Raw genomic sequence first — 22,852 nt, 5'->3', positions numbered from 1 at the left:
CACCCCGTGTTCGAGTACTTCCCCACCGGCCCCTACACCTGGAACCTGTCCGTCGTCGCCACGCTGAACTCCGGCGGGCTCATCGACGAGGTCGACCGCGCCTGCCGGCCGATCAAGGACGCCGCGAACGCCGGCGAGGACGCCGGGACGCCGGACTTCCTGCGCGCCTGGACCGCGCTGACCGACCAGCTCGTCGGCCAGGCCGAGGCGGCCGAGAAGGCCGGGCACGTGCGCACCGCCGGGCAGCTGTGGTTCCGCGCCAGCAACTACCTCGCGCAGGCCGAGCGGATGCTCGCCCACTCCGACCCGAACCGGGTGCCCACCTACCGGCGGATGCTCGAGATCGCGCAGAAGGCGTTCGACACGCACAGCCCGCGCGTGTCCCGGGTCGCGGTCCCCTACGAGGGCACGACGCTGCCGGCCTACTTCTCCCAGGCGCCGGCCGCGGACGACGGCCCGGTGCCGGTAGTGGTGCTGGTCAACGGGCTGGACTCCACCAAGGAGCACATGTACGCCTCGAACCACTGGGAGGAGCTGGCCGCGCGCGGCATCTCCTGCCTGATGCTCGACCAGCCCGGCACCGGCGAGGCGCTGCGGCTGCAGGGGTTGACCGCGCGCGTCGACACCGAGGCGTGGGCCGGCGCCGCCGTCGACTGGCTGGAGCAGCGGTCCGACGTCGACGCCTCGCGGATCGGCATCGTCGGCTGGTCGCTGGGCGGCTACTACGCCCCGCGCGCGGCGGCGTTCGAGCCGCGGTTCGCGCTCTGCGTGGCGTGGGGCGCCAACCACGACTGGGGCGCGGTGCAGCGGCGCCGCCGGCAGCGCGAGGGCGAGCGGCCGGTGCCGCACTACTGGGAGCACGTGCTGTGGGTGTGGGGCCAGCCCGGCGACGAGAACGACCTGGACGCGTTCCTCGACTTCGCCGACCAGGTGACCCTCGAGGGCGTCGTCGAGCGGATCCGGGTGCCCTTCCTGATCGCGCACGGGGCCAACGACCGGCAGATCCCGCTGGAGATGGCGCACCGCTCCCACTCCCAGGCCGTGAACTCCCCCAAGCGGGAGCTGCGGGTGTTCACGCCCGAGGAGGGCGCGACCGAGCACATCGGCCTGGACCACCTGCCGTTCGTGAGCACCTTCATCGCCGACTGGGTCGCCGACACCTTCGCCGAGCTGGGCGCGCAGCGCGCCTGACCCCGCCGCTCGTCGACCTGCTGCTGCCTCCCGGGCGCGGAGACGGCAGCAGGTCGGCACCGGGCGGTCAGGCCACCTGGAACGAGCGCCTCGCGAGGCCGATGAAGAAGCCGTCGATGGCGGTGGTGACGCCGGCGGTCGGGTCGGTCGCGGCGCCGAGGGTGACGAACAGCGGCGTGAAGTGCTCGACCGTCGGGTGGGCGTAGCGCAGGCCCGGCGCCCGCAGCCGGAAGCGGGCGAGCTCCTCGACGTCGCCGCGGTCGAGCGCGTCGGCGGCCCACGCGTCGAAGTCCGCCGACCAGCCGGGGACGGCGCCGCCGAGCATCTCCCGGGTCAGGTACGGCAGGCCGTGCGTCATGAAGCCCGACCCGACCACCAGCACGCCCTGCTCGCGCAGCGGCCGCAGCCGCTCCCCCAGCGCCAGCAGCGTCGCCGTGTCGTGGGTGGGCAGGCTCAGCTGCAGCACCGGGACGTCGGCCTCCGGGTACATGACCTTCAGCGGCACCCAGGCGCCGTGGTCCAGGCCGCGGCCGCGGTGCTCGTACACGTGCGCCGTCTCCGGCAGGACGGCGAGCAGCTGCCGCGCCAGCTCGCCGGACCCCGGCGTGTCGTAGCGCATCCGCGAGTACATCGGGTCGAAGCCGCCGAAGTCGTAGACCAGCTCGGTGGGCACGGTGCTGGTGATGCCGAGGGAGTCCGACTCCCAGTGCGCGCTCACGATGAGCACCGCGCGCGGCCGGGGCAGCGCGCGGGCCCAGGCGGCCAGCTCGCGCATCCAGGCGGCGTCCTCGAACAGCGGCGGGGCGCCGTGGCTGAGGTACAGCGCCGGCAGCGGGCCGTCGTCCGGCGTCCACGGCCGGTGCTCCCCCAGCCCGGCGACGTGCCGCAGGTGCGCGGCGAACGGGTGGCGGGGGTCGATCAGCCCGTCGGCGGCGGTGGTGGGGTGCACGGCTCAGCCCGCCAGCGGGAGGTCGAGGGTGGGCAGGTCGAGGGTGTGGTCGGTGTGGTCGCGCTTGACGGCGAGGTAGCGGGCGTTGGCCGCCGACAGGTGGACGCCGGTGGGCACCCGCTCGGTCACCGCGACGCCGAGCAGCTCCAGCTGGGCGGCCTTGTCGGGGTTGTTCGGCAGCAGCCGGACCCGGTCGGCACCGAGGGCCTGCAGCATCTGCGCGGCGGCGGTGTAGTCGCGCTCGTCCTCGCCGTGGCCCAGCGCCCGGTTGGCCTCGTAGGTGTCCAGGCCCGCGTCCTGCAGTGCGTACGCGTCGAGCTTGGCGTACAGGCCGATGCCGCGGCCCTCCTGGCGCAGGTAGAGCAGGAAGCCGCCCTCGTCCGCGATCCGCTCGGCCGCCTCGCGCAGCTGCGGGCCGCAGTCGCAGCGCTCCGACCCGAAGACGTCGCCGGTGAGGCACTCGCTGTGCGGGCGCACCAGCGGCGCCGGCCCGCCGGCCGCCGAGCGGGCCAGCGCGCCGCGCCAGTCGCCGAGCCCGAGCAGCAGGTGCTCGCGGCCGTCGGCCAGCCCGTCGAAGGTCACCACCTCGGCCGTCGTGGCGTACCCGTCGGCGAAGCGCAGCGGCACGGTCACCCGGGTGCGGACCGTCGCCGAGGGGACCGGGGACACCATGTCCGGGTCGAGGGAGAGGGTCACTGCGGCCTCCACGTCACTTGTACCTACAACCGATGACCCTAGCCCGCATTGGTTGAAGCGACAAGCACCCGAGTGGGACGATGTCGTCGTGGAACCTCGGTGGCTGGACGACGACGAGATGCGGGCCTGGCTGCGCCTGGTCGCCGTCGTCGAGCTGCTGCCCGGCGTCCTCGACGGCCAGCTCCGCCGCGACGCCGGGCTGACCCACTTCGACTACCACGTGCTCGCGATGCTGTCCGAGGCGCCGGAGCGCACGCTGCGCATGACCGAGCTGGCCACCCGGACCAACGCCACCCTCCCCCGGCTCTCCCACGTCGTGCGGCGGCTGGAGGAGCGCGGCCTGGTCGAGCGCGCGCCGTGCCCTTACGACGGGCGGGCCACCAACGCCCGGCTCACCGACGCCGGCTGGGCCAAGGTGCGCGAGACCGCGCCCGGGCACCTGGCCACCGTGCGCGAGCACGTGATCGACGCGCTGACGCCGGAGCAGGTGGGCCAGCTCGCCGACGTCGCCGGGGCGCTGCTGGAACGGCTCGACCCCGACGGCCGCCTGGCCACGGGGCTGGCGGCGGCGGAGGCGCGCGGCCGGGACCGGTGACGCCGGACCGATGAGCCGGCGGCCGCCGGCGGGTCTCCCCTGGGGAACCGACCCCGAGGAGGTCCCCATGCACGCCACCAGCGTGCTCGCCCACGCCACCGTCGTCGACCTCGACCGCGCCGAGCGCTGGTACGCCGCGCTGTTCGGCCGCGCCCCCGACAGCCGCCCGATGGACGGCCTGCTCGAGTGGCACCTGACCGACTCCGCCGGCGTCCAGCTGTGGCGCGAGCCGGAGCGCAGCGGCCGCTCGACGATGGTGATCGGCGCCGCCGACCTCGACGCGACCGCGCGGGACCTCACCGCCGCCGGCGTCGCGCACGACGGCCCCGAGCCCGGTGGCGGCAGCCGCGTCGTGCGGCTGCGCGACCCCGACGGCAACCGCGTCGTCCTGACCGGCGCCTGAGCGCGGTCAGCCGGCGACGCGCGTGGCCATGCCGGTGTAGTCGACGACCAGGCCGTCGCCGTCGACGGTGAGCTCGAAGGCGCCGTGCGCGTCGTCGGCGTACCGCCACCGCAGCGGGCCCAGCCGGCGGTAGGTCTGGTCGACCCGCGTCACCCCGAGCGCCGGCACGTCGACCCAGGCCACCGGCGTGGTGACCTCCTCGCCCACGGCGAGGCCCGCCAGCCGCCGGATCGGGAAGGTGTTGGTCAGCGGGGTGGCGGCGACGTCGACGTCCACGCACCCGTCGAGCTCCGGGGCGCGCCCGCCGTCGACGGTCCACCGGCGGCGGTCGTCCGCCGACAGGGCCAGGCGGCGCTCCCCGGCGGCGGACACCGACGAGACCTCGACCGCGCGGGTCGCCCACGCCGCGTCGAGCCGCACGCGGAACGTGCAGGCGAGCAGGGTCCCCGGGCCGGCCAGCACCTCGGTGCCGTGGGCCAGCCAGCCGCCGTCGTGCCGCCCGACGCGGGCCAGGCTGTGCCCGGCGTCCTCGTCGGTCCGCCGCCACGCCACCACCCGGGTGTCCATGCGCGGAGGCTAGGCGCGGCCGGCGACGGTCTCAGGCGGTGCGGGCGCCCTCCCACAGATCGATGCCGGCGTCGACGGCGTGCCGGTCGATGCGGGCGAGCTCCTCGTCGCTGAAGTCCAGCCGCTCCAGCGCGCCGACGTTCTGCTCGAGCTGGGCGACGCTGCTGGCGCCGATGAGCACGCTGGTCACCCGCGGGTCGCGCAGCGCCCAGGCCAGCGCCATCTGCGCCAGCGACTGCCCGCGCTCGGCCGCCAGCTCCCCCAGCGCGCGGACGTGCGTGATCGCCTCGTCGGTGAGCAGGTCGGGCGAGAGCGACTTGCCCTGGCTGGCGCGCGAGCCCTCGGGGATCCCGCCGAGGTACTTGTCGGTGAGCATCCCCTGCGCCAGCGGCGAGAACGCGATGCAGCCGGCGCCGACGTCGGCGAGGGTGTCGAGCAGGCCCTCGGTCTCGATCCAGCGGTTGAGCATCGAGTAGCTGGGCTGGTGGATCAGCAGCGGCGTGCCGAGGTCGGCGAGGATCGCCGCGGCCTTCGCGGTGTCCTCCGGCGAGTACGAGGAGATGCCGGCGTAGAGCGCCCTCCCCGACCGGACGGCGGTGTCCAGCGCGCCCATCGTCTCCTCGAGCGGCGTCGTGGGGTCGGGCCGGTGCGAGTAGAAGACGTCGACGTAGTCCACGCCCATCCGCCGCAGCGACTGGTCGAGGCTGGCGAGCACGTACTTCCGCGAGCCGCCACCCTGCCCGTAGGGGCCGGGCCACATGTCCCAGCCGGCCTTGGTGGAGAGCACCAGCTCGTCGCGGTAGGGGCGGAAGTCGTCGCGCAGGTGGCGGCCGAAGTTGGTCTCCGCGCTGCCGTAGGGCGGGCCGTAGTTGTTGGCCAGGTCGAAGTGCGTGATGCCCAGGTCGAAGGCCCGGCGGAGGATGGCGCGCTGGCGGTCCAGCGGCACGTCGTCGCCGAAGTTGTGCCACAGCCCCAGGCTGATCGCCGGGAGGTCCAGGCCGCTGCGGCCGGTCCGGCGGTAGGTCATCGAGTCGTAACGGCCCTCGGCTGCGGCATACGTCATGACGACGATCCTGCCCGGCACGCGCGGAGTCGAACCGGGCGCCCCGGGTGACGCAGCGCCGCCCCCTCGCCGGGCCGGGGGCGGGACCCCGCTGCACCGCGGGCGACGGCGGGGACGATCGCCGGCGCGGGGGCCCGTCCGCCCGACCCGGAGGGAGGGGCGATGCCCTTCTTCGACGGCACCCGGGGCCGCGTGCACCACGACGCCTGGCTCCCCGACGGCGAGGCCCTCGCGGTCGTCGTCCTCCACCACGGCGACTTCGGCGAGCACCTGGGCCTCTACGCGCCCCTCGGCCGGCGGCTGGCCGCCGACGGGATCGCCGTGCACGCCCTGGACGCGAGCGGCCACGGCCGCAGCGACGGCCAGCGCGACCTCATGCTCAGCCGGGACGACCAGGCCGACGACCTCCGCACGCTGACCGCGATCGCCCGGGCCCGGCACCCCGGCCGGCCGCTGGTGCTCATGGGGCACTCCGGCGGGGGCGTGGCCGCGCTGCTGCTGGCCCAGCGGTCCCCGGACGTGGCGGAGGCGCTGGTCGTCTCCGACCCGCCGGCCTCCCCGGTGCCGGTGATCGAGGCGATGCTCGCCGACGACGTCGCGGAGGTCGAGCCGCCGGACCCGGCGGAGGTGTTCAGCACCCACCCCGGTTACCTGGAGGCGCTGCGCACCGACCCGCTGGTGAACCGCGGGCCGGTGCCCCGGCAGACCCTGGAGGCGGTGGTCCGCTCCTGGTCCGCGGTGGCCGACGGGCTCGCTGCGGGCAGGCCCGACGTCCCGACGCTGGTCCTGCACGGCGAGGCCGACCCGGTGGTGCCGCTGGAGAACTCCCGCGCCCTGGTCGCGCGGCTGCCGCGGGCCACCCTGCGCACCTTCCCCGGCGACCTGCACGACGTCCTCAACGAGCACGACCGCGACGCCGTGCACGACGTCGTCGCCGGGTTCGTGCTGGCGCAGGTGCGCCCCGCCGTCCGCACCTGAGCCCCCGGGCACCGGACCGGTACCGGCCGGATCTAGCGTGCCCGGGTGCCCTCCTCCTCCCCCGGCCCCGCCCCGTCCTCCCCCCAGGCCCGCTCGGCTCCGGGCGTCGTCGTGGTCACCGGGGCCAGCTCCGGGCTGGGCGCGGAGATGGCGCGCCAGTTCGCCGCCCGCGGCTGGGACCTCGCGCTGTGCGCCCGCCGGACCGACCGGCTGGACACCCTCGCGGACGGGATCCGGACGGCGACCGGCCGGCGGGTGGAGACGGCGGCGCTCGACGTCACCGACGCCGACGCCGTCCCCGCGGTGTTCCGCCGCTTCGACGAGGCGTTCGGCGGGCTCGACCGGGTGGTCGTCAACGCGGGCCTGGGCAAGGGCGCCCCGCTCGGCACCGGCCGCGCCGACGCCAACCGCGAGACGGCGATGACCAACTTCGTCGGCGCGCTGGCGCAGTGCGAGGCGGCGCTGGAGGTGTTCCGCCGCCAGCGCCGCGGCCACCTGGTGCTGGTCTCGTCGATGTCCGCGCTGCGCGGGATGCGCCGGAGCATGACCACCTACGCGGCGACCAAGGCCGGCGTCGCCGCGCTCGCCGAGGGGCTGCGGTCGGAGCGCATCCCCGGCGTCGACGTGTCGGTGGTCTACCCCGGCTACATCCGGTCGGAGATGAACGAGCACGTGCAGCAGGCCACCCGGTTCATGGTGGACACCGAGACCGGTGTCCGGGCGATGGTCGAGGCGATCGAGGCGCGGAAGGCCAAGGCGTACGTGCCCTCCTGGCCGTGGGTGCCGATCGGCGTCGCGATGCGGGTGCTGCCGCTGTCGGTCGTGCGGCGGCTCTCGTGACCGACGCCCGCCCGGTCCGGGCCGAGGACGCCTTCGACGTCGCCGCCGTCGCCGCCTGGCTGGCCGCGCACGCCGACCCCGCGCGGGCCGGCGTCGACCTGTCCGCCGTCCCCGAGGTGCGCCAGTTCGCCGGCGGCGTCTCCAACCTGACCTACCTGCTGCACTACCCCGACGGCGACCTGGTGCTGCGCCGCCCGCCGCGCGGGGAGCACACCGGCACCGCGCACGACGTCGCCCGCGAGTACCGCATCCAGGACGCGCTGGGCCGGGTCCTCCCCCACGTGCCGCGCACGGTCGCGCTGTGCGAGGACACCGCCGTCGTCGGGACGCCGTTCTCCGTCGTCCGGCGGGTCGAGGGGCCGATCCCCCGCCGCTCGCTGCCGCCGGGCGTGGACCTGGACCGCGAGCAGGTCGCGCGGCTGTGCCGCAACGTCGTCGACCTGCTGGTCGACCTGCACGCGGTGGACGTGCGGGCCGCCGGCCTGGCCGACCTCGACCGCGGCCCCGGTTACGTGCGCCGCCAGGTGGAGAACTGGACGAAGCGCTACGCGCGGGCCCGCACGCGGGACGTGCCCGCCTTCGCGCGGGTGACCGCGTGGCTGGCCGAGCACCAGCCCGCCGACCGGGCGCACACGCTGGTGCACAACGACTTCCGGTTCGACAACGTCGTCCTCGACCCCGCCGACCCCACCCGCCCGGTCGGGCTGCTGGACTGGGAGCTGGCCACCGTCGGCGACCCGCTGGTGGACCTCGCGAGCGCGCTCGGCTACTGGATCCAGGCCGACGACGGCCCGCTGATGCGCCGGTTCAGCCGCCAGCCCACGACGCTGCCCGGGATGATGACCCGCGAGCAGGTCGTCGCGTACTACAGCGCGCGGACCGGGCAGCGGGTCACCAACGCCGAGTGGGCCTGGTACGAGGTGTTCGGCCTGTTCCGCGTCGCGGTCATAGCCCAGCAGGTGTGGGCGCGCTACCGGGCGGGGCAGACGACGAACCCGGCGTTCCGCTCCTTCGGCCTCGCCGTCCGGCTGCTCGAGCGGCGCTGCCTGGCGGTCATCCGGCGGGCCGGCCGGCTCACCCCCGACCGCGCCGCGGCGCAGGTCGGCAGCCCGCTGCTCACCCGCCGCCGCATCCGGCCACGCCGCTGGACCCCGCCGGCGTTCGCCGACCCCGGGCCGACCGCGCCGTTCCGCGTCGGCCGCCGGCTGCCGACCGGCGACTCCGGCCCCGAGGACGTGCTCTTCGACGACGCCGGCCTGCTCGTCACCGGGTTGCGCGACGGCAGCGTCGTGCGGATCGACCCGGTCACCGGCAAGCGCACCCTGGTCGGGCGCACCGGCGGCCGGCCGCTCGGGGTGGAGCCGTGCGCCGACGGCAGCGTGCTCGTCTGCGACCACGACCGCGGGCTGCTGCGGGTGTTCCCCGACGGCGGCGTCGACGTGCTGGTCTCCGAGGTCGACGGGGAGCCGGTGACGTTCGCGAGCAACGTCGTCGCGGCGCCGGACGGCACGGTGTGGTTCACGACGTCGACCAGCCGGTGGGACGTCGAGCACCACCTCGGGGACGTGTTCGAGCACTCGGCCACCGGGCGGCTGGTGCGGCGGGACCCCGACGGCACGGTGAGCACGGTGCTCTCCGGGCTCGGCTTCGCCAACGGGCTGGTCCTGGCACCCGACGGGTCGCACCTGCTGCTGGCCGAGACGGCCCGCTACCGGGTGCTGCGGCACTGGCTCACCGGCGAGCGGGCGGGGATCACCGAGCCGCTGGTGGAGAACCTGCCCGGGTTCCCCGACAACGCGTCGCTCGGCAGCGACGGGTTGCTGTGGGTGGCGATCGCCGCGCCGCGCAACGCGCTGCTGGACCGGCTGCTGCCGCTGCCGGGCGTGCTGCGGCTGCTGCTGTGGAACGTGCCGGAGCGGGTGCGGCCGGAGGCGACGCCGATCGCCTGGGTGATGGCGTTCGACCCGGCCGACGGGCGCCGGGTGCACGACCTGCGCGCCACCGACGCCGGCTACGGCTTCGTCACCGCGGTCGCCGAGCGCGACGGGACGCTGGTCGCTGCGGGCCTGCACGAGGACGACGTCGTGGTGCTCGACGTCCCGCCGCGCGGGTGAGCCGGGTCCTCCTCGACGGCCTGCTGACCGTGCGGCGGCCGACCGCGGGCACGGCCGGTTCCCGGCCGCAGCGCGCCTCGGTCCCGGGTCGGACGTGACCTGAGCGACGTCCGCTCGTTGGTCCGGCACCCGACTCCTGCGGACCCGACCGGAGCTGCGCATGACCCTGTCCCGCCTTCGTCCCCGCACCAGCCTGTGGGCGGTGGTCACGGCCACGCTCGTCGCCGTCACCACTGCCGGCGCCCCGACCCCCGCCGCGGCGGAGGACCCGTTCCGGCCGCAGCTGGTCACCGTCGACACCCCGACCAGCGCCGACAAGGACCTGCTGCAGACCCTGGGCCTCGACCTCACCGAACACGCCGGCCACGATTACGTCGAGGTCGTGCTGCACACCCCGGCCGACGTCGCCGCACTGCTGGGCGCCGGGCTGGACTTCGACGTCCGCATCCCCGACCTGCTGGCCCGCGAGGCGGAGAACAACCGGGTCGACGCGGCCTACGCCGCGGCCACCACGACCTCGCCGCTGCCCTCGGGGCGGGACGCCTACCGCACGTTGGCCGACTACGAGGCCGACATGGCGGCACTGGAGCGCGACCACCCCGGTCTGGTCGAGCGGTTCGAGCTGCCGCACCGGACGCTCGACGGCCGGCCGGTGTACGGCGTGGAGATCGGCCGCGACGTGCGCGGCCCGGACCGCGGGCTGCCGGTGTTCCTCATGCTCGGCGTGCACCACGCCCGGGAGTGGCCCTCGGGCGAGCACGCGATGGAGTTCGCGGTGGACCTGGTGGAGAACTACGGCAGCGACCCGCGGATCACCGACCTGGTGGACCGCTCGCGGGTCGTCGTCGTTCCCGTGGTGAACCCCGACGGGTTCCACCTCTCCCGCACCGACGGCGGCCTGGTCGACCTGCGCGCGGTCGACGGCGGCGGGACGGCGACCATCCTCGGCACCCCCGGCAACGCCTACAAGCGCAAGAACTGCCGTCTGGTCGACGGGCTGGACACCCCCGACGGCACCTGCGCGCTGGCGGCGACCAGCAACGGCGGCTACGGCGTCGGCGTCGACCTCAACCGCAACTACGGCGGCTACTGGGGCGGCCCGGGCGCCTCGGCGACCGCCGCCGACCCGACCTACCGCGGCCCGGCGGCGTTCTCCGAGCCGGAGACGCAGAACATCCGCGAGCTGGTCAGCGGCCGACAGGTGACCACGCTGATCACCAACCACACGTTCTCGAACCTGGTGCTGCGCCCCGCCGGCGTCGCGCCTGACGCGGTCGCCCCGAGCGAGGGCATCCCGCTCGGTGAGGCGTTCGACGAGGCGGCGATGCGGGAGCTCGGCGACGCGATGGCCGCGCAGAACGGCTACGCCAGCCAGCACGCGTGGGAGCTCTACGACACCACCGGCTCCACCGAGGACTGGTCGTACAACGCCACCGGCGGCTTCGGCTACACCTTCGAGATCGGCCCCGACGAGTTCCACCCGCCCTTCCCCGAGGTGGTCGACGAGTACCTGGGCGCCGGGCCGTACGCCGGGCGGGGCAACCGCGAGGCCTACCTGCTGGCGCTGCAGAACGCCGTCGACCCGGAGATGCACTCGGTGCTCAGCGGTCGGGCGCCGGCCGGTGCCACCCTCCGGCTGCGAAAGACCTTCGCCACCCCGACGTGGGAGGGCTCGATCCAGGACACCCTCGACACCACGACGACCGTCGGGCCGGACGGCCGCTACACCTGGCACGTCAACCCCTCGACCCGCCCGGTGGTGATGGACCGTCAGGTCGAGACGCTCGGCGGCGACCCGGTTGCGCAGCAGGCGTTCACCGGCACGACGGCGCCGCTGCAGTCCGCCGACCGGGAGTTCACCGTCGACCGGGACGCCGACCTGTTCGAGGTGACGCTCGACTGGCCGACGCCGGACGACCTGGACCTGGAGGTGTACCGCAAGGGCGCCGACGGGTCGCTGACCCCGGTGGGCAGCTCGGGCAACTCCGTCGGCGAGAAGGAGCGGGTGCTGCTGCAGGACCCGGCGCAGGGCACCTACGTGCTGCGGGTGGTCAACTTCGCCTCGCTGTCGCCGAGCTGGACGTTGACCGCCTCGCTGTTCAACGCCACGCAGTCGACGGTGCCGGGCCTGGTGGAGACCTGGACGCTGACCTGCGAGGTCGGTGGACAGGTGCGCCAGACGGTGCCGGTCGTGGTCGACCGCGGCCAGGAGCTGCGGGTGGACCTGCGGGCCTGCGGGCGCCGCTGACCCCACCGGAGCACACGGCAGACCGGAGGCCCGGGACCGCTGCGGTCCCGGGCCTCCGGCGTCGCCTGCACCGCGACGTCAGCCGACGGTGTAGGGGCCGGTCGGGACGGCGTGGTAGCCCTTCGCGCCGATCGTCCGGGCCAGCTCGCTGCGCGGCGGGCGCCCGGCGGCGAGCGCGTCGAGGGCGGCGCGGAAGTCCCACTCCGGTGTCCAACCCAGGTCGGCGCGGGCGGCGGCGTTGACGTACACCCGGTCGATCGAGGGGAACAGCCGCCAGCCCAGCCGCTCGTACAGCGCGGGGGCGTCGGGGAACAGCCGTGCGACGACGGCCGGGGCGTCCGCGCGCAGCTGCGCGAGGTCGTCCCGGCCGAACGGCGTGGTGGCGCTGACGACGTACCGGCCGGACCCCAGCGCCGGCGCCCGGTCGAGGGCGGCGCGGTGGGCGGAGACGACGTCGGCGAGGTCCACCCGCCGGTACAGCAGCTCGTTCACCTTGACGTTGTCGTCGGCGTAGGCGGTGCGGACGTCGTCGCGGTCGTCGCCCTCGGGGAAGAACCGCGCGGTCCGCAGGACGACGACGGGCAGGCCGGTGTCGCGGGCGACGAGCTCGCACAGGTCCTCGGCGGCGACCTTGGTGGCGCCGTAGACGTTGCGCACCCGCGGCGGCACGGCCTCGGTGACCCACGCGGCGGGCTCGCCGGGCGCGGGGGTCAGCGCGCGGCCGAAGGCGCTGGTCGTGCTGGTGACCACCACACGCCCGACCCCGGCGGCCGCCGCCTCCTCCAGGACGGCGAGGGTGCCGGTGACGTTGGTGTCGACGAACTCCTGCCGGCCGTGCGTGCCGACGTGCGGCTTGTGCAGCGTGGCGGTGTGCAGCACGGCGTCGGCGCCGGCGAGGGCGTCCCGGACCGCGGCACGGTTTGTGACGGAGGCGACGACGTCGGTCCACGGCGAGGGCAGCAGGTCCAGGCCGGTGACGTCGTCACCGGCGTCGCGCAGCACGCGGACCAGTGCCTCGCCCAGGTGGCCGGAGCTGCCGGTGACGAGAACACGCACGCCCGCCACCCTGGCACGTCCTCGGCCGGTCCCCGGACACGGACGGGCCGCCCGGTCCTGGTGGACCGGGCGGCCGGGTCGTGCAGCGCCGGCCCGACAGCCGCCTCTCGGCGAGTGGCCGCTCGCAGCGGCAGGAGGTGAGGCCCGGGGGCATGGACCGGACCGGCACCTGCTCCAACGCACCGTCCGCCGGGACATTCCCGGCTCCGCTTCAGTAGGGCGGCGGGGTGGTCGTCGCGGTGAGGCCGGTGGGCGTGGTGACGGTCAGGGTGCCGTCGGGGGCCAGGTGGTGCCGCCAGCCGGGTGCCTGGTGCTTGCCGCGGTGGTGGCCGGCGCAGTAGCCGGCCAGGTTGGGCGCGGCGGTCGGACCGGCCGGCCAGGGGATCGCGTGGTCGAGGTGGCCGGTGCGGCGGCGGCAGCCGGGGAACCGGCAGCGCCGGTCCCGGGCACGGCCGTGCCGGTCCAGCGCCGCGCCGGGGTGGTAGCCGGCGGACGGTCCGGGCACCGCCAGGCCGGTGCCGGTCTCGTCCGCGCGGTGCAGGGCCGGGAGGTCGGTGAGGGTGAGCAGTGCTCCGGTGAGGGCGTCGGTGAGCACCAGGCGGGGCCGGTCGGTCAGGCCGCCGCCGGCGGTGCGCCGCAGCAGGTCCGCCAGTACCGCCCGGGCCTGCTGGTCCGCGGCGGCGAGCGCGGTGAGCGCATCCCCGGCGGTGCTGACCCGCCCGGCCGGACCGGCGGCCCAGGCGGTCTCGTCGGCGGTGTCGGCGCGCTCGGCGCTGGCGACCATCCGGGCGGCGTGGCCCAGCGCCCGCTGCGCGGCGAGCAGTGCGTCGCCGGCGTCGTCGACGGCGCGGTCGGCCCGCGCCCACCAGCCCTCGGGCACGGTCGCACCCGGTGGGAAGTCGGTCGGCGCAGGCGCTGGGTCATCGGGCGGTGGCGGTTCGTCCGGCGGCGGGACGAGGCCGGGGGGTGGTTCCTCGTCGACGGGACAGGACACCGGCCGGTCGTCGAACTCCCCGGCCAGCACCCGGGCCTCCATCCGGTCCCACCAGGCGGAGAGCTCGTCGGCCTCGGCCTCGTAGTGGGCGATGTCGGCCGCGGTGAGACCGAGCAGCGGCCAGTCATCGGCGTCGGCGTCGATGGCCAACTCGACCGGTGCGGTACCGACCGACGTAGGGGCGGCCGCCGAGGAGCCGCTTGTCGAGTTGTCGACTCCGACGTCCGCGGTCGGGGCGGTGGCCTTCGGAGCGCTGATCTCGGACTCGATGACCTCGGGCTCGGTGCCGGTGACCAGCGGGGTGCCGGTGAGGGCGGCGAGCAGGGCGCGGACCACCTCCGCCGGCACCACCTGCCCGTCGATCTCGCACGGCTGGTCCCCACCCAACAGCGCCCCGACCGGCGCCACGACATCGAGGCGCACCTGCACCGGCGGCAGGCCGTGCTCACCCGGCCGCAGCACCCGGTCCAGCAGGCAGTCGGCCATCCTCTCCCCACGGGTGCGGCCGTCCTCGGGCAGCGCATCGGCGTAGGCGCCCAGCGCCTCGACCAGCGCCGCCGCCTCCGGGGTGGTGAGCAGTGCACCGACCACACTCATCCCGTCCACCCGGTCCGGCCGGGCGCTCACGCCGCGCTCGCGGACGGCCTGCGCCAGCCGGTCGGCGGCGGCGCGGGCGCCGCGCGTGAGCACCTCCCGCCGGGCCTTGTCGCCCAGCTGCGCCGGCGTGGTCACCCGCCCCGCCGCCCAGGCCAGCAGGTCCCGCTCCAGGCCGGCGCGCACCGTGTCGTCGGTGATCGGCGCGACCTCGTCCAGCAGCGCCCACAGGTGCCCCGGGTGCAGCGCCCCGGCCTCCAGTGCGGCCAGCGTCAGCGGCAGGCGGTGCACCAGCGTGAGTGACCGCTCCAGCAGCGCCTGCGCCGCCTCCGAGGACAGCGCCAGGGCCACCGCCAGCTCCTGCGTCGCCCACTCGCTCACCGGCCGCAGCACCTCCGGCCGAACCGCCCACCGCGCCGCCGACATCGCCCCCGGCGCACCCTGCGGACGATCCGCCGAGGCCGGACGGATAGCGGCGAACGCCGCCACCGCCCGCGCCCGCAGCGCGGTCTGGCGGGCGATCTCCCGGTCCGCGGCCTGCACCGCACCCAGCGGCCCCGACGACATCCCGACCGGCGGCGCCCCCGGCACCGGAGCGGTCAGCACGTCGTCCACAGGATCGATCATATGTTCGAACACAACCGAGCGGCAAGCCCTGTGGACGAGGAAGGTGCAGGTCAGACGGGTGCCCGCCTGTCCGCCCCGGCGTCCGACGTCACCTCCGCGCGGGGTCCCGGCGACAGCAGCGCCGCCCGGGCGGCGAGGACGGCGGAGCGCTCGGCGAGGGCGGCCGCGCGGGTGGCCAGCCGGCGGGCGCGGCGTCGCCGGGCCGCCGCGGCGACCCGGCGGTGGTGCCGCACAGACCGCCGGAGCTCGGCCGCGCGGGCGTCGTCGAGGGTCGCGGTGAGCCAGTCGGTCACGGCGCGCCCCAGCCGGCGGGGACCAGTGCCGGGCCGGGCAGCGCCGCGGCCGAGGCGACGACGTGGTCGACCAGCCCGTAGGCCACGGCCTCCTGCGCGGTGAACCAGCGGTCCCGGTCGGAGTCCCGCTCGATCTGCTCGACGGTCTGCCCGGTGTGCAGCGCCTGCAGTTCGTCGACGTCCCGCTTCAGCCGGCGCAGCGCCTCGGCCTGGACGGCGACGTCGGACTGCGTGCCGCCGAGCCCGCCCGAGGGCTGGTGCACGAGGATCCGGGTGTGCGGCAGCGTGAACCGCTTGCCCGGCGTGCCGGCGGTGAGCAGGAACTGCCCCATCGAGGCCGCCGTCCCGAACGCGTAGGTGGCGACGTCACAGCCGATCGCCTGCATCGTGTCGAAGACGGCCATCCCGGCGGTCACCGAGCCGCCGGGTGAGTTGACGTAGAGGTGGACGTCGCGGCGCGGATCGTCGGCCGCGAGCAGCAGCATCTGCGCGCACAGGCGGTTGGCGACGTCGTCGTCCACCTCGCTGCCGAGCACGACGATGCGCTCGCGCAGCAGGCGGTCGGCGACGGCGTCGAGCAGGGACGGGGAGCCGGTCGGGGTCTGCACGGTCGGGACCTCCTGGGCCGCCGGGATCGGACGGCCGCAGTCAATCGGGGACGCGGCAGGAATGCGCCCCCGAAAGGACCCCTTTCGCCGTTCGCGCAATTGTTCGGCTGTCGGCAGAACGGCGCGGGCGGCTCAGTCCCCGGCCACCGTCGCGACGACCTCCCGCGCCCCGGCCCGGCCCTCGGGGGTCGGCGTCAGCGGGTAGACGTGGACGGCGCCCGGGCGGACCGTCACGTCCACCTGCGCCCCCTCGGCGGCGGCCCGGTCCCGCAGGCGCATCACGTCGGGGTGGAGCAGGTCGCGGGTGCCGATCCAGACCCGCACCGGCGGGAGCCCCGCGAGCGGGCCGTGCACCGGGCTGAGCCGCGGGTCGGCCGGGTCGTCGCCGCCGGCCCACGCGCGGCCGGCCTCGGCCAGACCGGCGCTGGACAGCCAGGGGTCCCGGGCCTCGGCCGCGGCCACGCCTTGGCCGGTGAGCGCGAGGTCCAGCCACGGCGCGATCAGCGCCAGCCGCCGCGGCTGCGGCAGGCCGCTGCCGAGCAGCGTCTGGGCGAAGCCGAGGGCCAGCCCGCCGCCCGCGGAGTCACCGGCGAGGACGACGTCGTCGCCCAGGTCGCGGTACACGGCGTCGAGCAGGCGGTACGCGTCGCGGTACGTGCACCGCGGCGCGAGGCCGTAGTCGGGCACCACCACCCGGACGCCGGCGTCGGCCAGCCGCCCGACCAGCGCCCAGTGCTGCGGCGCCATCCCGGCGACGTAGGCGCCGCCGTGCAGGTAGAGGGCGACCCGACCGGACCCGCCGCCGCGCGGGGCCACCGTGTGCACCTCGCGGTCCTCGACGAGCCGGGTGGCCACCTCGTGCCGGCGGCGCAGCGCGTCGGGCAGCGGGGCGGGCGCGCCGGGGTCGGCCATCCGCTGCCGGGCGCGCTCGGCGGTCGCCATCCGCGGCTTGGCGGTCAGCCGCAGGTAACCGGCCACCGCGCGCATCGCCAGGCTCACGCGGTGGCCCGCAGCAGCTGCTCGAAGGCGGTGGCCGGGGAGCCGGTCAGGTCGGGGACGGCGCTGCTCACGGCGGCCATCTCACCAGCCGCGATCGCGGTGTACGTCGACACCCAGGCCTCGACCTGCCAGCCGGGGGCGCCGTAGGAGGCGCGCGAGGCGAAGGCCTCCTCGACGGTCTCCGCGTGGTAGCGGACCGGGCGGCCGGTGACGGCGGTGATCGTCTCCGCGACCTCGGTCAGCGTCAGCGCCTCCGGCCCGGTGAGGTCGTACGTGCGCCCGGCGTGCGCGGCGGGGTCGCGGAGGACGGCGACCGCGGCGTCGGCGACGTCGTCCTGGGCGACCGCGGCGACCCGCCCGTCGCCGGCCGGGCCGCGGATCACGCCGTCCTCCCCCACCAGCCGGGGCAGGAAGTCGGCGTAGAGCGCGTCGCGCAGGAACGTGGACCGCAGCCCGCGGGCGCGGACGTGCTCCTCGGTGGCCCAGTGGTCGCGGGCGAGGGTGAAGGTCGCGTCCGGGGCGGCGCCCTGGAACGACAGGTAGACCAGGTGCCGCACGCCGGCGGCCGCGGCGGCGTCGACGAAGGCGCGGTGCTGGTCGACCCGGTCGGCGGACTCGGACGCCGACACCATGAACACCGTCCCCACGCCCTCCAGGGCCCGGCGGACGGCGTCGCCGTCGGCGTACGGCGCGACGACGGCGGTCGCGCCCGGCAGCCGGGGCGCGCGGGACGGGTCACGGACCAGCAGGCGCTGCGGGACGCCGGCGGCGGACAGCCGGCGGGCGACCCGGCCCCCGACCTGTCCGGTGGAGCCGGTGACGGCGACGGGGCTCGGGCTCAACGCGACTCCTCGGCGTGGGTGCGGACGACGCCCGATCCTCGCCCGGGCGGCGTCCTCAGGCCGCGGCGGCCAGCACCGGGCGCGGCTCGGCGGGGCGGACCGGGCGGCGGACCGGCAGCGGGACGACCGGCGCCGGCGTCCGGCGGGCGGCGAGCACCGCGCAGGTGGCGAGCGCGCACGCGAGCCCCACCGCGGCCGACAGCGCCATCGCCTGCTGCCCCACCGCCAGGCCGTACCCGGTCCAGGCGGCGCAGGACCCGGCGCCGAGCCACCACCGCACCGGCGAGAGCCCGGAGACGTCCTGCGTGCGGTCGCGCAGCAGGCCCAGCGGCTGCGGCACCGCGGCGGCGGCGCCGACGACCGCGGCCACGGCGGCGAGGACGGCGGCGGCCGCGGCCGGCGCGGCGCCGAGGTCCACCGCGATCAGGCAGCTCCCGGCCAGGGCGGCCAGCGCGGCGGCGCCGGAGGCGGTGCGGGCCAGGACCCGCCGGGTGCGCAGCGCCGGCTGGGTGAGCAGCAGGGCGGCGAGCACCGCGGCGTTGCCCGCGCCGACGACGGCGTTGGTGACCACCTGGGCCGGGTCGTGCTCCAGCAGGCCGAAGGTCAGCCAGGCCAGGTTCAGCGCGACGGCCAGCCAGCTGCCCGTGGGCGACAGCCCCCGGGTGCGGCCGTGCCGGCAGGAGAGCCAGACCTGGGGCCAGACGACGGCGATGCTGAGGGTGGACGCGACGATGCCGAGGACGGCGGGCATGGTGGTGCGGGGATCCGTTCGGGAGGGTGAGCGAGGGGCGCGGCCACCGGCCGGGAGACGGCGCTCCACCGGCTCGGGTCCCTCGTCACTGAGCGGATCCCCGGGTGACCGCAGGTGTCATCGGCGCTCACCGTCGGCAACGGAACCCGATCGACCGTGATCCTCCTGTGACCTCGCTCGCCCCGGGGCGGCCCTTCGACCCTGCCCCCGGGTCGCCGGTCGCGGGACGGTCGGTCCATGCGCCAGCAGCTGCGTCCCGTCCGGGCCGGGGTGGCCGCGGTCCTCGGCGTCGTCCTGCTCGCCTCGTGCTCCGGTGACGACGGCGGCTCGGGCGACGGCGGCTCGGCGGCCGACACCCCGGCGACCAGCTCCCCCGCGGAGGACACGGCGGCCGGGGAGGACTTCTGCGCCCGGGCCGCCGACCTCGACCAGCGGGTGGAGGACGCCCTCGCGGAGGTCGAGGGCGACGCCTCGCTCCCCGAGGTCTTCCGTCAGCTCGGGGATGAGATGCGGGACGTCGACCCACCGGAGGAGGTCGCCGCCGACTGGGAGACCATGACGGCCGGCCTGGACCGGATGGCGGACGCGGTGGCCGACCTCGACCTCACCGACGGGGACTCGGTCGCCGCGCTCGAGGAGGCCGGGAGCGGGCTGGACACGGCGAGCGAGAACGTCGAGGCCTACCTGCGCGACGAGTGCGGGATCGGCTGACCCCCGCGCGGGATCAGCGCAGCGGCTGCCGGCACTCCGGGCAGGCCCGGTCGGGCAGCGGCTCGCCCTCCGTCAGCAGGCACCCGCCCAGCACGACCTCACCGCGGTCGCGCGCGTCGAACGCCTCCGCGGAGGGCAGCCCGAACACGAGCGGGACCGCGCGCGGGGCCCCGGCGCAGGCGGGGCAGGACGGGGCGGTGCGACGGGTCACGGTCCTCACCGTAGGGACGGCACCGACACTCCCCGGCGGCGTTCCCCCGTCCGGGTGCCCGTGCCCGCGCGGCGGAACGTGCGTGCGCACGGCCCCGGGTGGGTAGAGCGCCGCACGGACGACCGGGAACCCCCTCCCGGCATCACCGATCCGCAGGAGGAGGCGACGTGTCGCTCCCTCGTCCCCAGGTCCCCGACGTCGACCGCCGCATCGCGGTCGCCTACCAGGAGCTCGGCACCGCCCGCGACGGGTTCCGCACCGCACCGAGCGGCGAGGGCTTCACCCTGTGCCAGGCGGCCCAGCAGGCGCTCGACGACCTGCTCGACCTCCGGCTGACCCTCACCACCGCACTGGCCCGGGTGGCGCCGACCGCGGCCTGAGGACGGTCGCTCCGGGGCCGTCCCCGTGGGAGAGACGCGGTCCGCACCCCTGACGGGACCCGCGCCCCGTCACTCCCCTCCCCCACGCGCCGCCGGCAGGGGGGTCGGGGCGAGCTCGCTCCGCCGGTGACCGAGCCCGCCGGCGGGCGGGTCGACGTCCCACATCTGCCGGTAGACGCCGGGCCGGTCGAGCAGGTCGGCGTGGGTGCCGCGCTGCACCACGCGACCGGCGTCGAGGACCACGACCTCGTCCATCTCCGGGAGGGCGGCCAGGTCGTGGGTCACCAGGACGGTGGTCCGCCCGCGCGTCACCCGGAGGACGGCCGAGGTGACCGCCGCCCGCGCGTCGGGGTCGAGGTGGGCTGTCGGCTCGTCGAGGACGACCACCTCCGGATCGGCGAGCACCGTCCGCGCCAGCGCCAGCCGCTGCCGCTCCCCACCGGAGATCCGTGCCCCGCGCTGGCCGACGCGGGTCGCCCAGCCCTCGGGGAGGGACCGGACCCAGTCGAGCAGCCCGACCGCCCCGGCTGCCGCCTCGACCTCCGCGAGGCCGGCGCCGGGGCGGGCCAGCCGCAGGTTGTCCAGGAGCGTCCCGGCGAAGACGTGCGGGTCGGCGGGACAGTCACCGACGCGGTGGCGGACGTCGTCGGACCGGTACTCCCGGACGTCCCTCCCGCCCAGGGTGACCCGTCCCGGCCTCCCCCTCGTGCTGCTGTGCCTGCTGCACGGCGCCGTGTTCGCCACCCTCCGGACCCGCGGGGAGGTGCGCGGCCGCGCGGCCCGCACCGCGCGCGTCCTGGGCCCGGCGACGGCGGCCGTCGTCGCCGGGTTCGCCGTGTGGACGCAGGTAACGGCCGACCGGGGGTCGCCGCGTGGGTGGTCGCCGCCGTCGCGGTCGCCGCGGCGGGGGTCGCCGCCGCGTGCGCCGGCCGCCACCGTGGCGACGGTGTTCGTCACCCTGTACCCCCGGGTGATGGTGTCCTCCCTGGGGGAGGCGAACGACCTGACCATCGAGAACACGGCCGCGGCGTCCTACTCGCTGACCGTCATGACGTGGGTGGCGGCGATCCTGCTGCCCGTGGTGCTGGGCTACCAGTGGTGGACCTACCACGTCTTCCGGCAGCGGCTGGGGCCGGCGGCCACCGCCGGCCCCGGGGTGCACATCCCCACCCAGCGCGGCCCGGGCCGGCGGGCGGCGGAGCAGGACGACGGCCGGTCCGCCCCGGCGGTCGCACCGCACCGGCCACCACCCGCACCCCGGTCCTGACCTGGCCACCGGTCCCCGCGCGCCGCGACCACCTGCTCGGAGAGCCGCCGCCGCCACCCCCGGGGAGACCCGCTACCGGTCCCGGTCCCGGCGCCGGCGCGACTCGGCCGGAGCACCGTCCGGGAGACGCTCGTCCGCACCGTGCTCACCGGTCCGGGGTTCGGCGGACGGGCGGGGCGCGGGGACGTCCGGGCCCGCGGCCGGGGACTCCTCCGGAGCCGCTGCGGAGGTCGGGACGCCGGAGGGCGGACCGTCGGGCGGTGCGCTGTCATCGGTGCGGTACCGGGCGAGCAGCGACCGCTCCTCGTCCCGTCGGGGGAACCGGGCGAAGACCAGCACCGCCCCGAGCAGCACGGCGACGATGCCGGCCAGGTAGGCCCACTGGTCGCCCTGCAGGAACGCGGTCCGGGCCGCGGCCACGATCTGGTCGGCCTGCTCGGGGTAGCGCTGCGCGGTGTCCACGGCGCTGGAGAACGACTTGGTCAGCTCGCTCTGCACGCTGCTGGTGACGTCGCTGCCCGAGGCGCTGATCGCCGCGCCGGCCGCGGACGCGTAGCCGGCGGTGAGCAGCGCCCCGAACACCGACTGCATGACCGCGCCGCCGAGGTCGCGCTGCAGGTCCGCGGTGCCCGACGCCATGCCCACCCGGCGCACCGGCACCGACCCGGTCAGCGAGTGCGACGCCGGTGTCCCGGCCAGGCCCACGCCGATGCCGACGAGGGCGTAACCGAGGCCGACCCGCCAGTACCCGGCGCCCTCGGTCCACAGCAGCAGCATCGTCAGGAAACCGAGCAGCACGAACGCGTAGCCGTACAGCAGCGTGACCCGCGCGCCGCGGGCCTCGACGATCGCCGCGGAGCGCGGTGCGACCAGCACCATGAGCGCCGCGGCGGGCAGGATCGCCAGGCCGGCCTCGAGGGTCGAGTAGCCGAGCACGTTCTGCAGGTACTGCTGGCCGACGAACATCGCGCCCATCAGGGAACCGAACACGATCACACCCGCGCACGCGGCGACCCAGAACGTCGGCCGCGCGGCCACCTCCAGGTCGTAGAGCGGGTCGCGGGCGCGGCGCTGCCGGAGGGCGAAGGCGGCGAGGGCGAGCACCGCGACGGCGGCGAGGACCAGGGTCAGCGCCGTCCGGCCCGGCACCGGCGCGAAGTTGATCGACAGGATGAGCGAGCCGACGAGCACCAGGGAGAGCAGCCCGCCCCAGTTGTCGATCCCGCCGGTCGACTCGTTGACGTGGGCGGGGACGAACACCCAGGCCAGGACCAGCGCCAGCACGGCCAGCGGCAGGGTCAGCAGGAACACCGACCCCCACCAGAACTGGCGCAGCACCAGCCCGGAGAGGACCGGGCCGAGCGCGGCGATGGCGCCACCGAGGCCGGACCACAGGGCGATCGCCCTCGTCCGGCCGGGGCCGGCCCACAGCGCGGTGATCAGCGCCAGCGTCGTCGGGTAGGCCATGCCGGCGGCGAGGCCGCCGCCCACCCGGGCGAGGAAGAGCACGGTGTCGCTCGGCGCGTAGGCGGCCAGCAGGGACATCGGGACGGCGAGGACGGTGCCGCCGAGCAGCATGAGCTTGCGCCCGTACCGGTCGCCCAGGGCGCCCAGCCACAGCACCGAGCAGGCCAGGCCCAGGGAGTAGCCGACCGCGACCAGGTCCAGCGCCGTCTGGCCGGAGTCGAAGCTCCGCCCGATCTGCGGCAGCGCCACGTTCGCCACCGACAGGTTCAGGTTGGCCACGGCAGCGACGAGGACCAGTGCCGTGAGGACCAGCCCGGCCCGCCGGGGCGCGGTCCTGACCTCCGGTTCGGGCGCGACGACCACCGCCGAAGGCTCCGCCCGCGGCGCGCTCCGGGGCATCGTCCCGAT

24 protein-coding genes are annotated in these 22,852 nt (G+C 76.4%); 10 read left to right on the top strand and 14 right to left on the bottom strand.

Going from position 1 to position 22,852, the window contains the following annotated elements; genetic code table 11:
- Positions 1 to 6 precede the first annotated feature (6 nt).
- On the top strand, positions 7 to 1,191 hold the full coding sequence (locus ACI79B_RS14145; RefSeq protein WP_456928946.1) for an alpha/beta hydrolase family protein: 1,185 nt from the start codon (positions 7 to 9) through the stop codon (positions 1,189 to 1,191).
- Between the two features lie 67 nt (positions 1,192 to 1,258).
- Here the strand turns inward: ACI79B_RS14145 and ACI79B_RS14140 are convergent, their stop codons facing one another.
- The gene (locus ACI79B_RS14140; RefSeq protein ID WP_456928947.1) at positions 1,259 to 2,140 is read right to left on the bottom strand and encodes a dioxygenase family protein; all 882 of its coding nucleotides are present in this window, start codon (positions 2,138 to 2,140) and stop codon (positions 1,259 to 1,261) included.
- A 3-nt stretch (positions 2,141 to 2,143) separates the two neighbouring features.
- Positions 2,144 to 2,836, bottom strand: a complete 693-nt coding sequence (locus ACI79B_RS14135) for a GTP cyclohydrolase II (RefSeq protein ID WP_456928948.1) — start codon at positions 2,834 to 2,836, stop codon at positions 2,144 to 2,146.
- 88 nt (positions 2,837 to 2,924) lie between these two features.
- On the opposite strand from ACI79B_RS14135, the gene ACI79B_RS14130 reads away from it, so the two are divergent.
- Together ACI79B_RS14130 and ACI79B_RS14125 are read left to right on the top strand one after the other, a co-directional pair.
- Positions 2,925 to 3,431: a MarR family winged helix-turn-helix transcriptional regulator gene (locus tag ACI79B_RS14130; RefSeq protein ID WP_456928949.1), complete on the top strand. Its 507-nt coding sequence runs from the start codon at positions 2,925 to 2,927 to the stop codon at positions 3,429 to 3,431.
- 67 nt (positions 3,432 to 3,498) lie between these two features.
- Positions 3,499 to 3,834 (top strand): VOC family protein, encoded by a 336-nt coding sequence (locus tag ACI79B_RS14125; protein WP_456928950.1) that lies wholly within the window; start codon positions 3,499 to 3,501, stop codon positions 3,832 to 3,834.
- A gap of 6 nt (positions 3,835 to 3,840) precedes the next feature.
- Here the strand turns inward: ACI79B_RS14125 and ACI79B_RS14120 are convergent, their stop codons facing one another.
- Both ACI79B_RS14120 and mgrA read right to left on the bottom strand, forming a co-directional pair.
- On the bottom strand, positions 3,841 to 4,401 hold the full coding sequence (locus ACI79B_RS14120; protein ID WP_456928951.1) for a putative glycolipid-binding domain-containing protein: 561 nt from the start codon (positions 4,399 to 4,401) through the stop codon (positions 3,841 to 3,843).
- A 31-nt stretch (positions 4,402 to 4,432) separates the two neighbouring features.
- Positions 4,433 to 5,464 (bottom strand): L-glyceraldehyde 3-phosphate reductase, encoded by a 1,032-nt coding sequence (mgrA, locus tag ACI79B_RS14115; RefSeq protein ID WP_456928952.1) that lies wholly within the window; start codon positions 5,462 to 5,464, stop codon positions 4,433 to 4,435.
- A gap of 162 nt (positions 5,465 to 5,626) precedes the next feature.
- On the opposite strand from mgrA, the gene ACI79B_RS14110 reads away from it, so the two are divergent.
- The 4 genes from ACI79B_RS14110 to ACI79B_RS14095 all read left to right on the top strand — a co-directional run bounded on the left by ACI79B_RS14110 (position 5,627) and on the right by ACI79B_RS14095 (position 11,644).
- Complete coding sequence (locus tag ACI79B_RS14110) at positions 5,627 to 6,442, top strand: alpha/beta fold hydrolase (RefSeq protein ID WP_456928953.1); 816 nt, start codon at positions 5,627 to 5,629, stop codon at positions 6,440 to 6,442.
- Between the two features lie 45 nt (positions 6,443 to 6,487).
- Positions 6,488 to 7,282 (top strand): SDR family oxidoreductase, encoded by a 795-nt coding sequence (locus ACI79B_RS14105; RefSeq protein ID WP_456928954.1) that lies wholly within the window; start codon positions 6,488 to 6,490, stop codon positions 7,280 to 7,282.
- On the top strand, positions 7,279 to 9,396 hold the full coding sequence (locus tag ACI79B_RS14100) for a phosphotransferase (RefSeq protein WP_456928955.1): 2,118 nt from the start codon (positions 7,279 to 7,281) through the stop codon (positions 9,394 to 9,396). Before ACI79B_RS14105 ends, ACI79B_RS14100 begins: the two co-directional genes overlap by 4 nt.
- A gap of 160 nt (positions 9,397 to 9,556) precedes the next feature.
- A complete protein-coding gene (locus tag ACI79B_RS14095; RefSeq protein WP_456928956.1) occupies positions 9,557 to 11,644 on the top strand; it encodes a M14 family metallopeptidase in 2,088 nt (695 codons plus the stop codon).
- Positions 11,645 to 11,722: 78 nt separating this feature from the next.
- On the opposite strand, the gene ACI79B_RS14090 is transcribed toward ACI79B_RS14095, so the two are convergent.
- The 7 genes from ACI79B_RS14090 to ACI79B_RS14060 form a co-directional block, all read right to left on the bottom strand.
- Positions 11,723 to 12,700, bottom strand: a complete 978-nt coding sequence (locus tag ACI79B_RS14090) for an NAD-dependent epimerase/dehydratase family protein (RefSeq protein WP_456928957.1) — start codon at positions 12,698 to 12,700, stop codon at positions 11,723 to 11,725.
- Positions 12,701 to 12,911: 211 nt separating this feature from the next.
- Entirely contained in the window at positions 12,912 to 14,903 is a 1,992-nt protein-coding gene (locus tag ACI79B_RS14085; RefSeq protein WP_456928958.1) for a DUF222 domain-containing protein, read from the bottom strand.
- Between the two features lie 62 nt (positions 14,904 to 14,965).
- Positions 14,966 to 15,208: a hypothetical protein gene (locus ACI79B_RS14080; protein ID WP_456928959.1), complete on the bottom strand. Its 243-nt coding sequence runs from the start codon at positions 15,206 to 15,208 to the stop codon at positions 14,966 to 14,968.
- A complete protein-coding gene (locus ACI79B_RS14075; RefSeq protein WP_456928960.1) occupies positions 15,205 to 15,915 on the bottom strand; it encodes an ATP-dependent Clp protease proteolytic subunit in 711 nt (236 codons plus the stop codon). The genes ACI79B_RS14080 and ACI79B_RS14075 overlap by 4 nt, the downstream gene beginning before the upstream one ends.
- A gap of 33 nt (positions 15,916 to 15,948) precedes the next feature.
- The gene (locus tag ACI79B_RS14070) at positions 15,949 to 16,815 is read right to left on the bottom strand and encodes an alpha/beta hydrolase fold domain-containing protein (protein ID WP_456928961.1); all 867 of its coding nucleotides are present in this window, start codon (positions 16,813 to 16,815) and stop codon (positions 15,949 to 15,951) included.
- Positions 16,812 to 17,657, bottom strand: coding sequence for an SDR family oxidoreductase (locus ACI79B_RS14065; RefSeq protein ID WP_456928962.1), 846 nt, complete (start codon positions 17,655 to 17,657; stop codon positions 16,812 to 16,814). The genes ACI79B_RS14070 and ACI79B_RS14065 overlap by 4 nt, the downstream gene beginning before the upstream one ends.
- 55 nt (positions 17,658 to 17,712) lie before the next feature.
- Positions 17,713 to 18,408 carry a SemiSWEET transporter gene (locus ACI79B_RS14060; RefSeq protein WP_456928963.1) on the bottom strand — a complete coding sequence of 232 codons (696 nt, stop codon included), beginning with the start codon at positions 18,406 to 18,408 and terminating at the stop codon, positions 17,713 to 17,715.
- A gap of 237 nt (positions 18,409 to 18,645) precedes the next feature.
- On the opposite strand from ACI79B_RS14060, the gene ACI79B_RS14055 reads away from it, so the two are divergent.
- On the top strand, positions 18,646 to 19,119 hold the full coding sequence (locus ACI79B_RS14055; protein WP_456928964.1) for a hypothetical protein: 474 nt from the start codon (positions 18,646 to 18,648) through the stop codon (positions 19,117 to 19,119).
- A gap of 13 nt (positions 19,120 to 19,132) precedes the next feature.
- Here ACI79B_RS14055 and ACI79B_RS14050 read toward each other — a convergent pair whose 3' ends face one another.
- Complete coding sequence (locus ACI79B_RS14050) at positions 19,133 to 19,330, bottom strand: hypothetical protein (protein WP_456928965.1); 198 nt, start codon at positions 19,328 to 19,330, stop codon at positions 19,133 to 19,135.
- A 167-nt stretch (positions 19,331 to 19,497) separates the two neighbouring features.
- Here ACI79B_RS14050 and ACI79B_RS14045 point away from each other — a divergent pair, with 167 nt between their 5' ends.
- Positions 19,498 to 19,710, top strand: a complete 213-nt coding sequence (locus ACI79B_RS14045) for a hypothetical protein (protein WP_456928966.1) — start codon at positions 19,498 to 19,500, stop codon at positions 19,708 to 19,710.
- 69 nt (positions 19,711 to 19,779) lie between these two features.
- Here ACI79B_RS14045 and ACI79B_RS14040 read toward each other — a convergent pair whose 3' ends face one another.
- Positions 19,780 to 20,454: an ATP-binding cassette domain-containing protein gene (locus tag ACI79B_RS14040; RefSeq protein ID WP_456928967.1), complete on the bottom strand. Its 675-nt coding sequence runs from the start codon at positions 20,452 to 20,454 to the stop codon at positions 19,780 to 19,782.
- Between ACI79B_RS14040 and ACI79B_RS14035 the strand changes: the two genes are divergently transcribed.
- Entirely contained in the window at positions 20,393 to 20,977 is a 585-nt protein-coding gene (locus tag ACI79B_RS14035; RefSeq protein WP_457000171.1) for a cytochrome d ubiquinol oxidase subunit II, read from the top strand. The two genes, ACI79B_RS14040 and ACI79B_RS14035, sit on opposite strands and share 62 nt — an antisense overlap.
- 72 nt (positions 20,978 to 21,049) lie before the next feature.
- On the opposite strand, the gene ACI79B_RS14030 is transcribed toward ACI79B_RS14035, so the two are convergent.
- Entirely contained in the window at positions 21,050 to 22,807 is a 1,758-nt protein-coding gene (locus tag ACI79B_RS14030) for an MFS transporter (RefSeq protein ID WP_456928968.1), read from the bottom strand.
- Positions 22,808 to 22,852: the final 45 nt, after the last annotated feature.

This window comes from Geodermatophilus sp. SYSU D00879, assembly GCF_054050375.1.
This window is presented reverse-complemented; position numbering and strand designations above follow the sequence as displayed.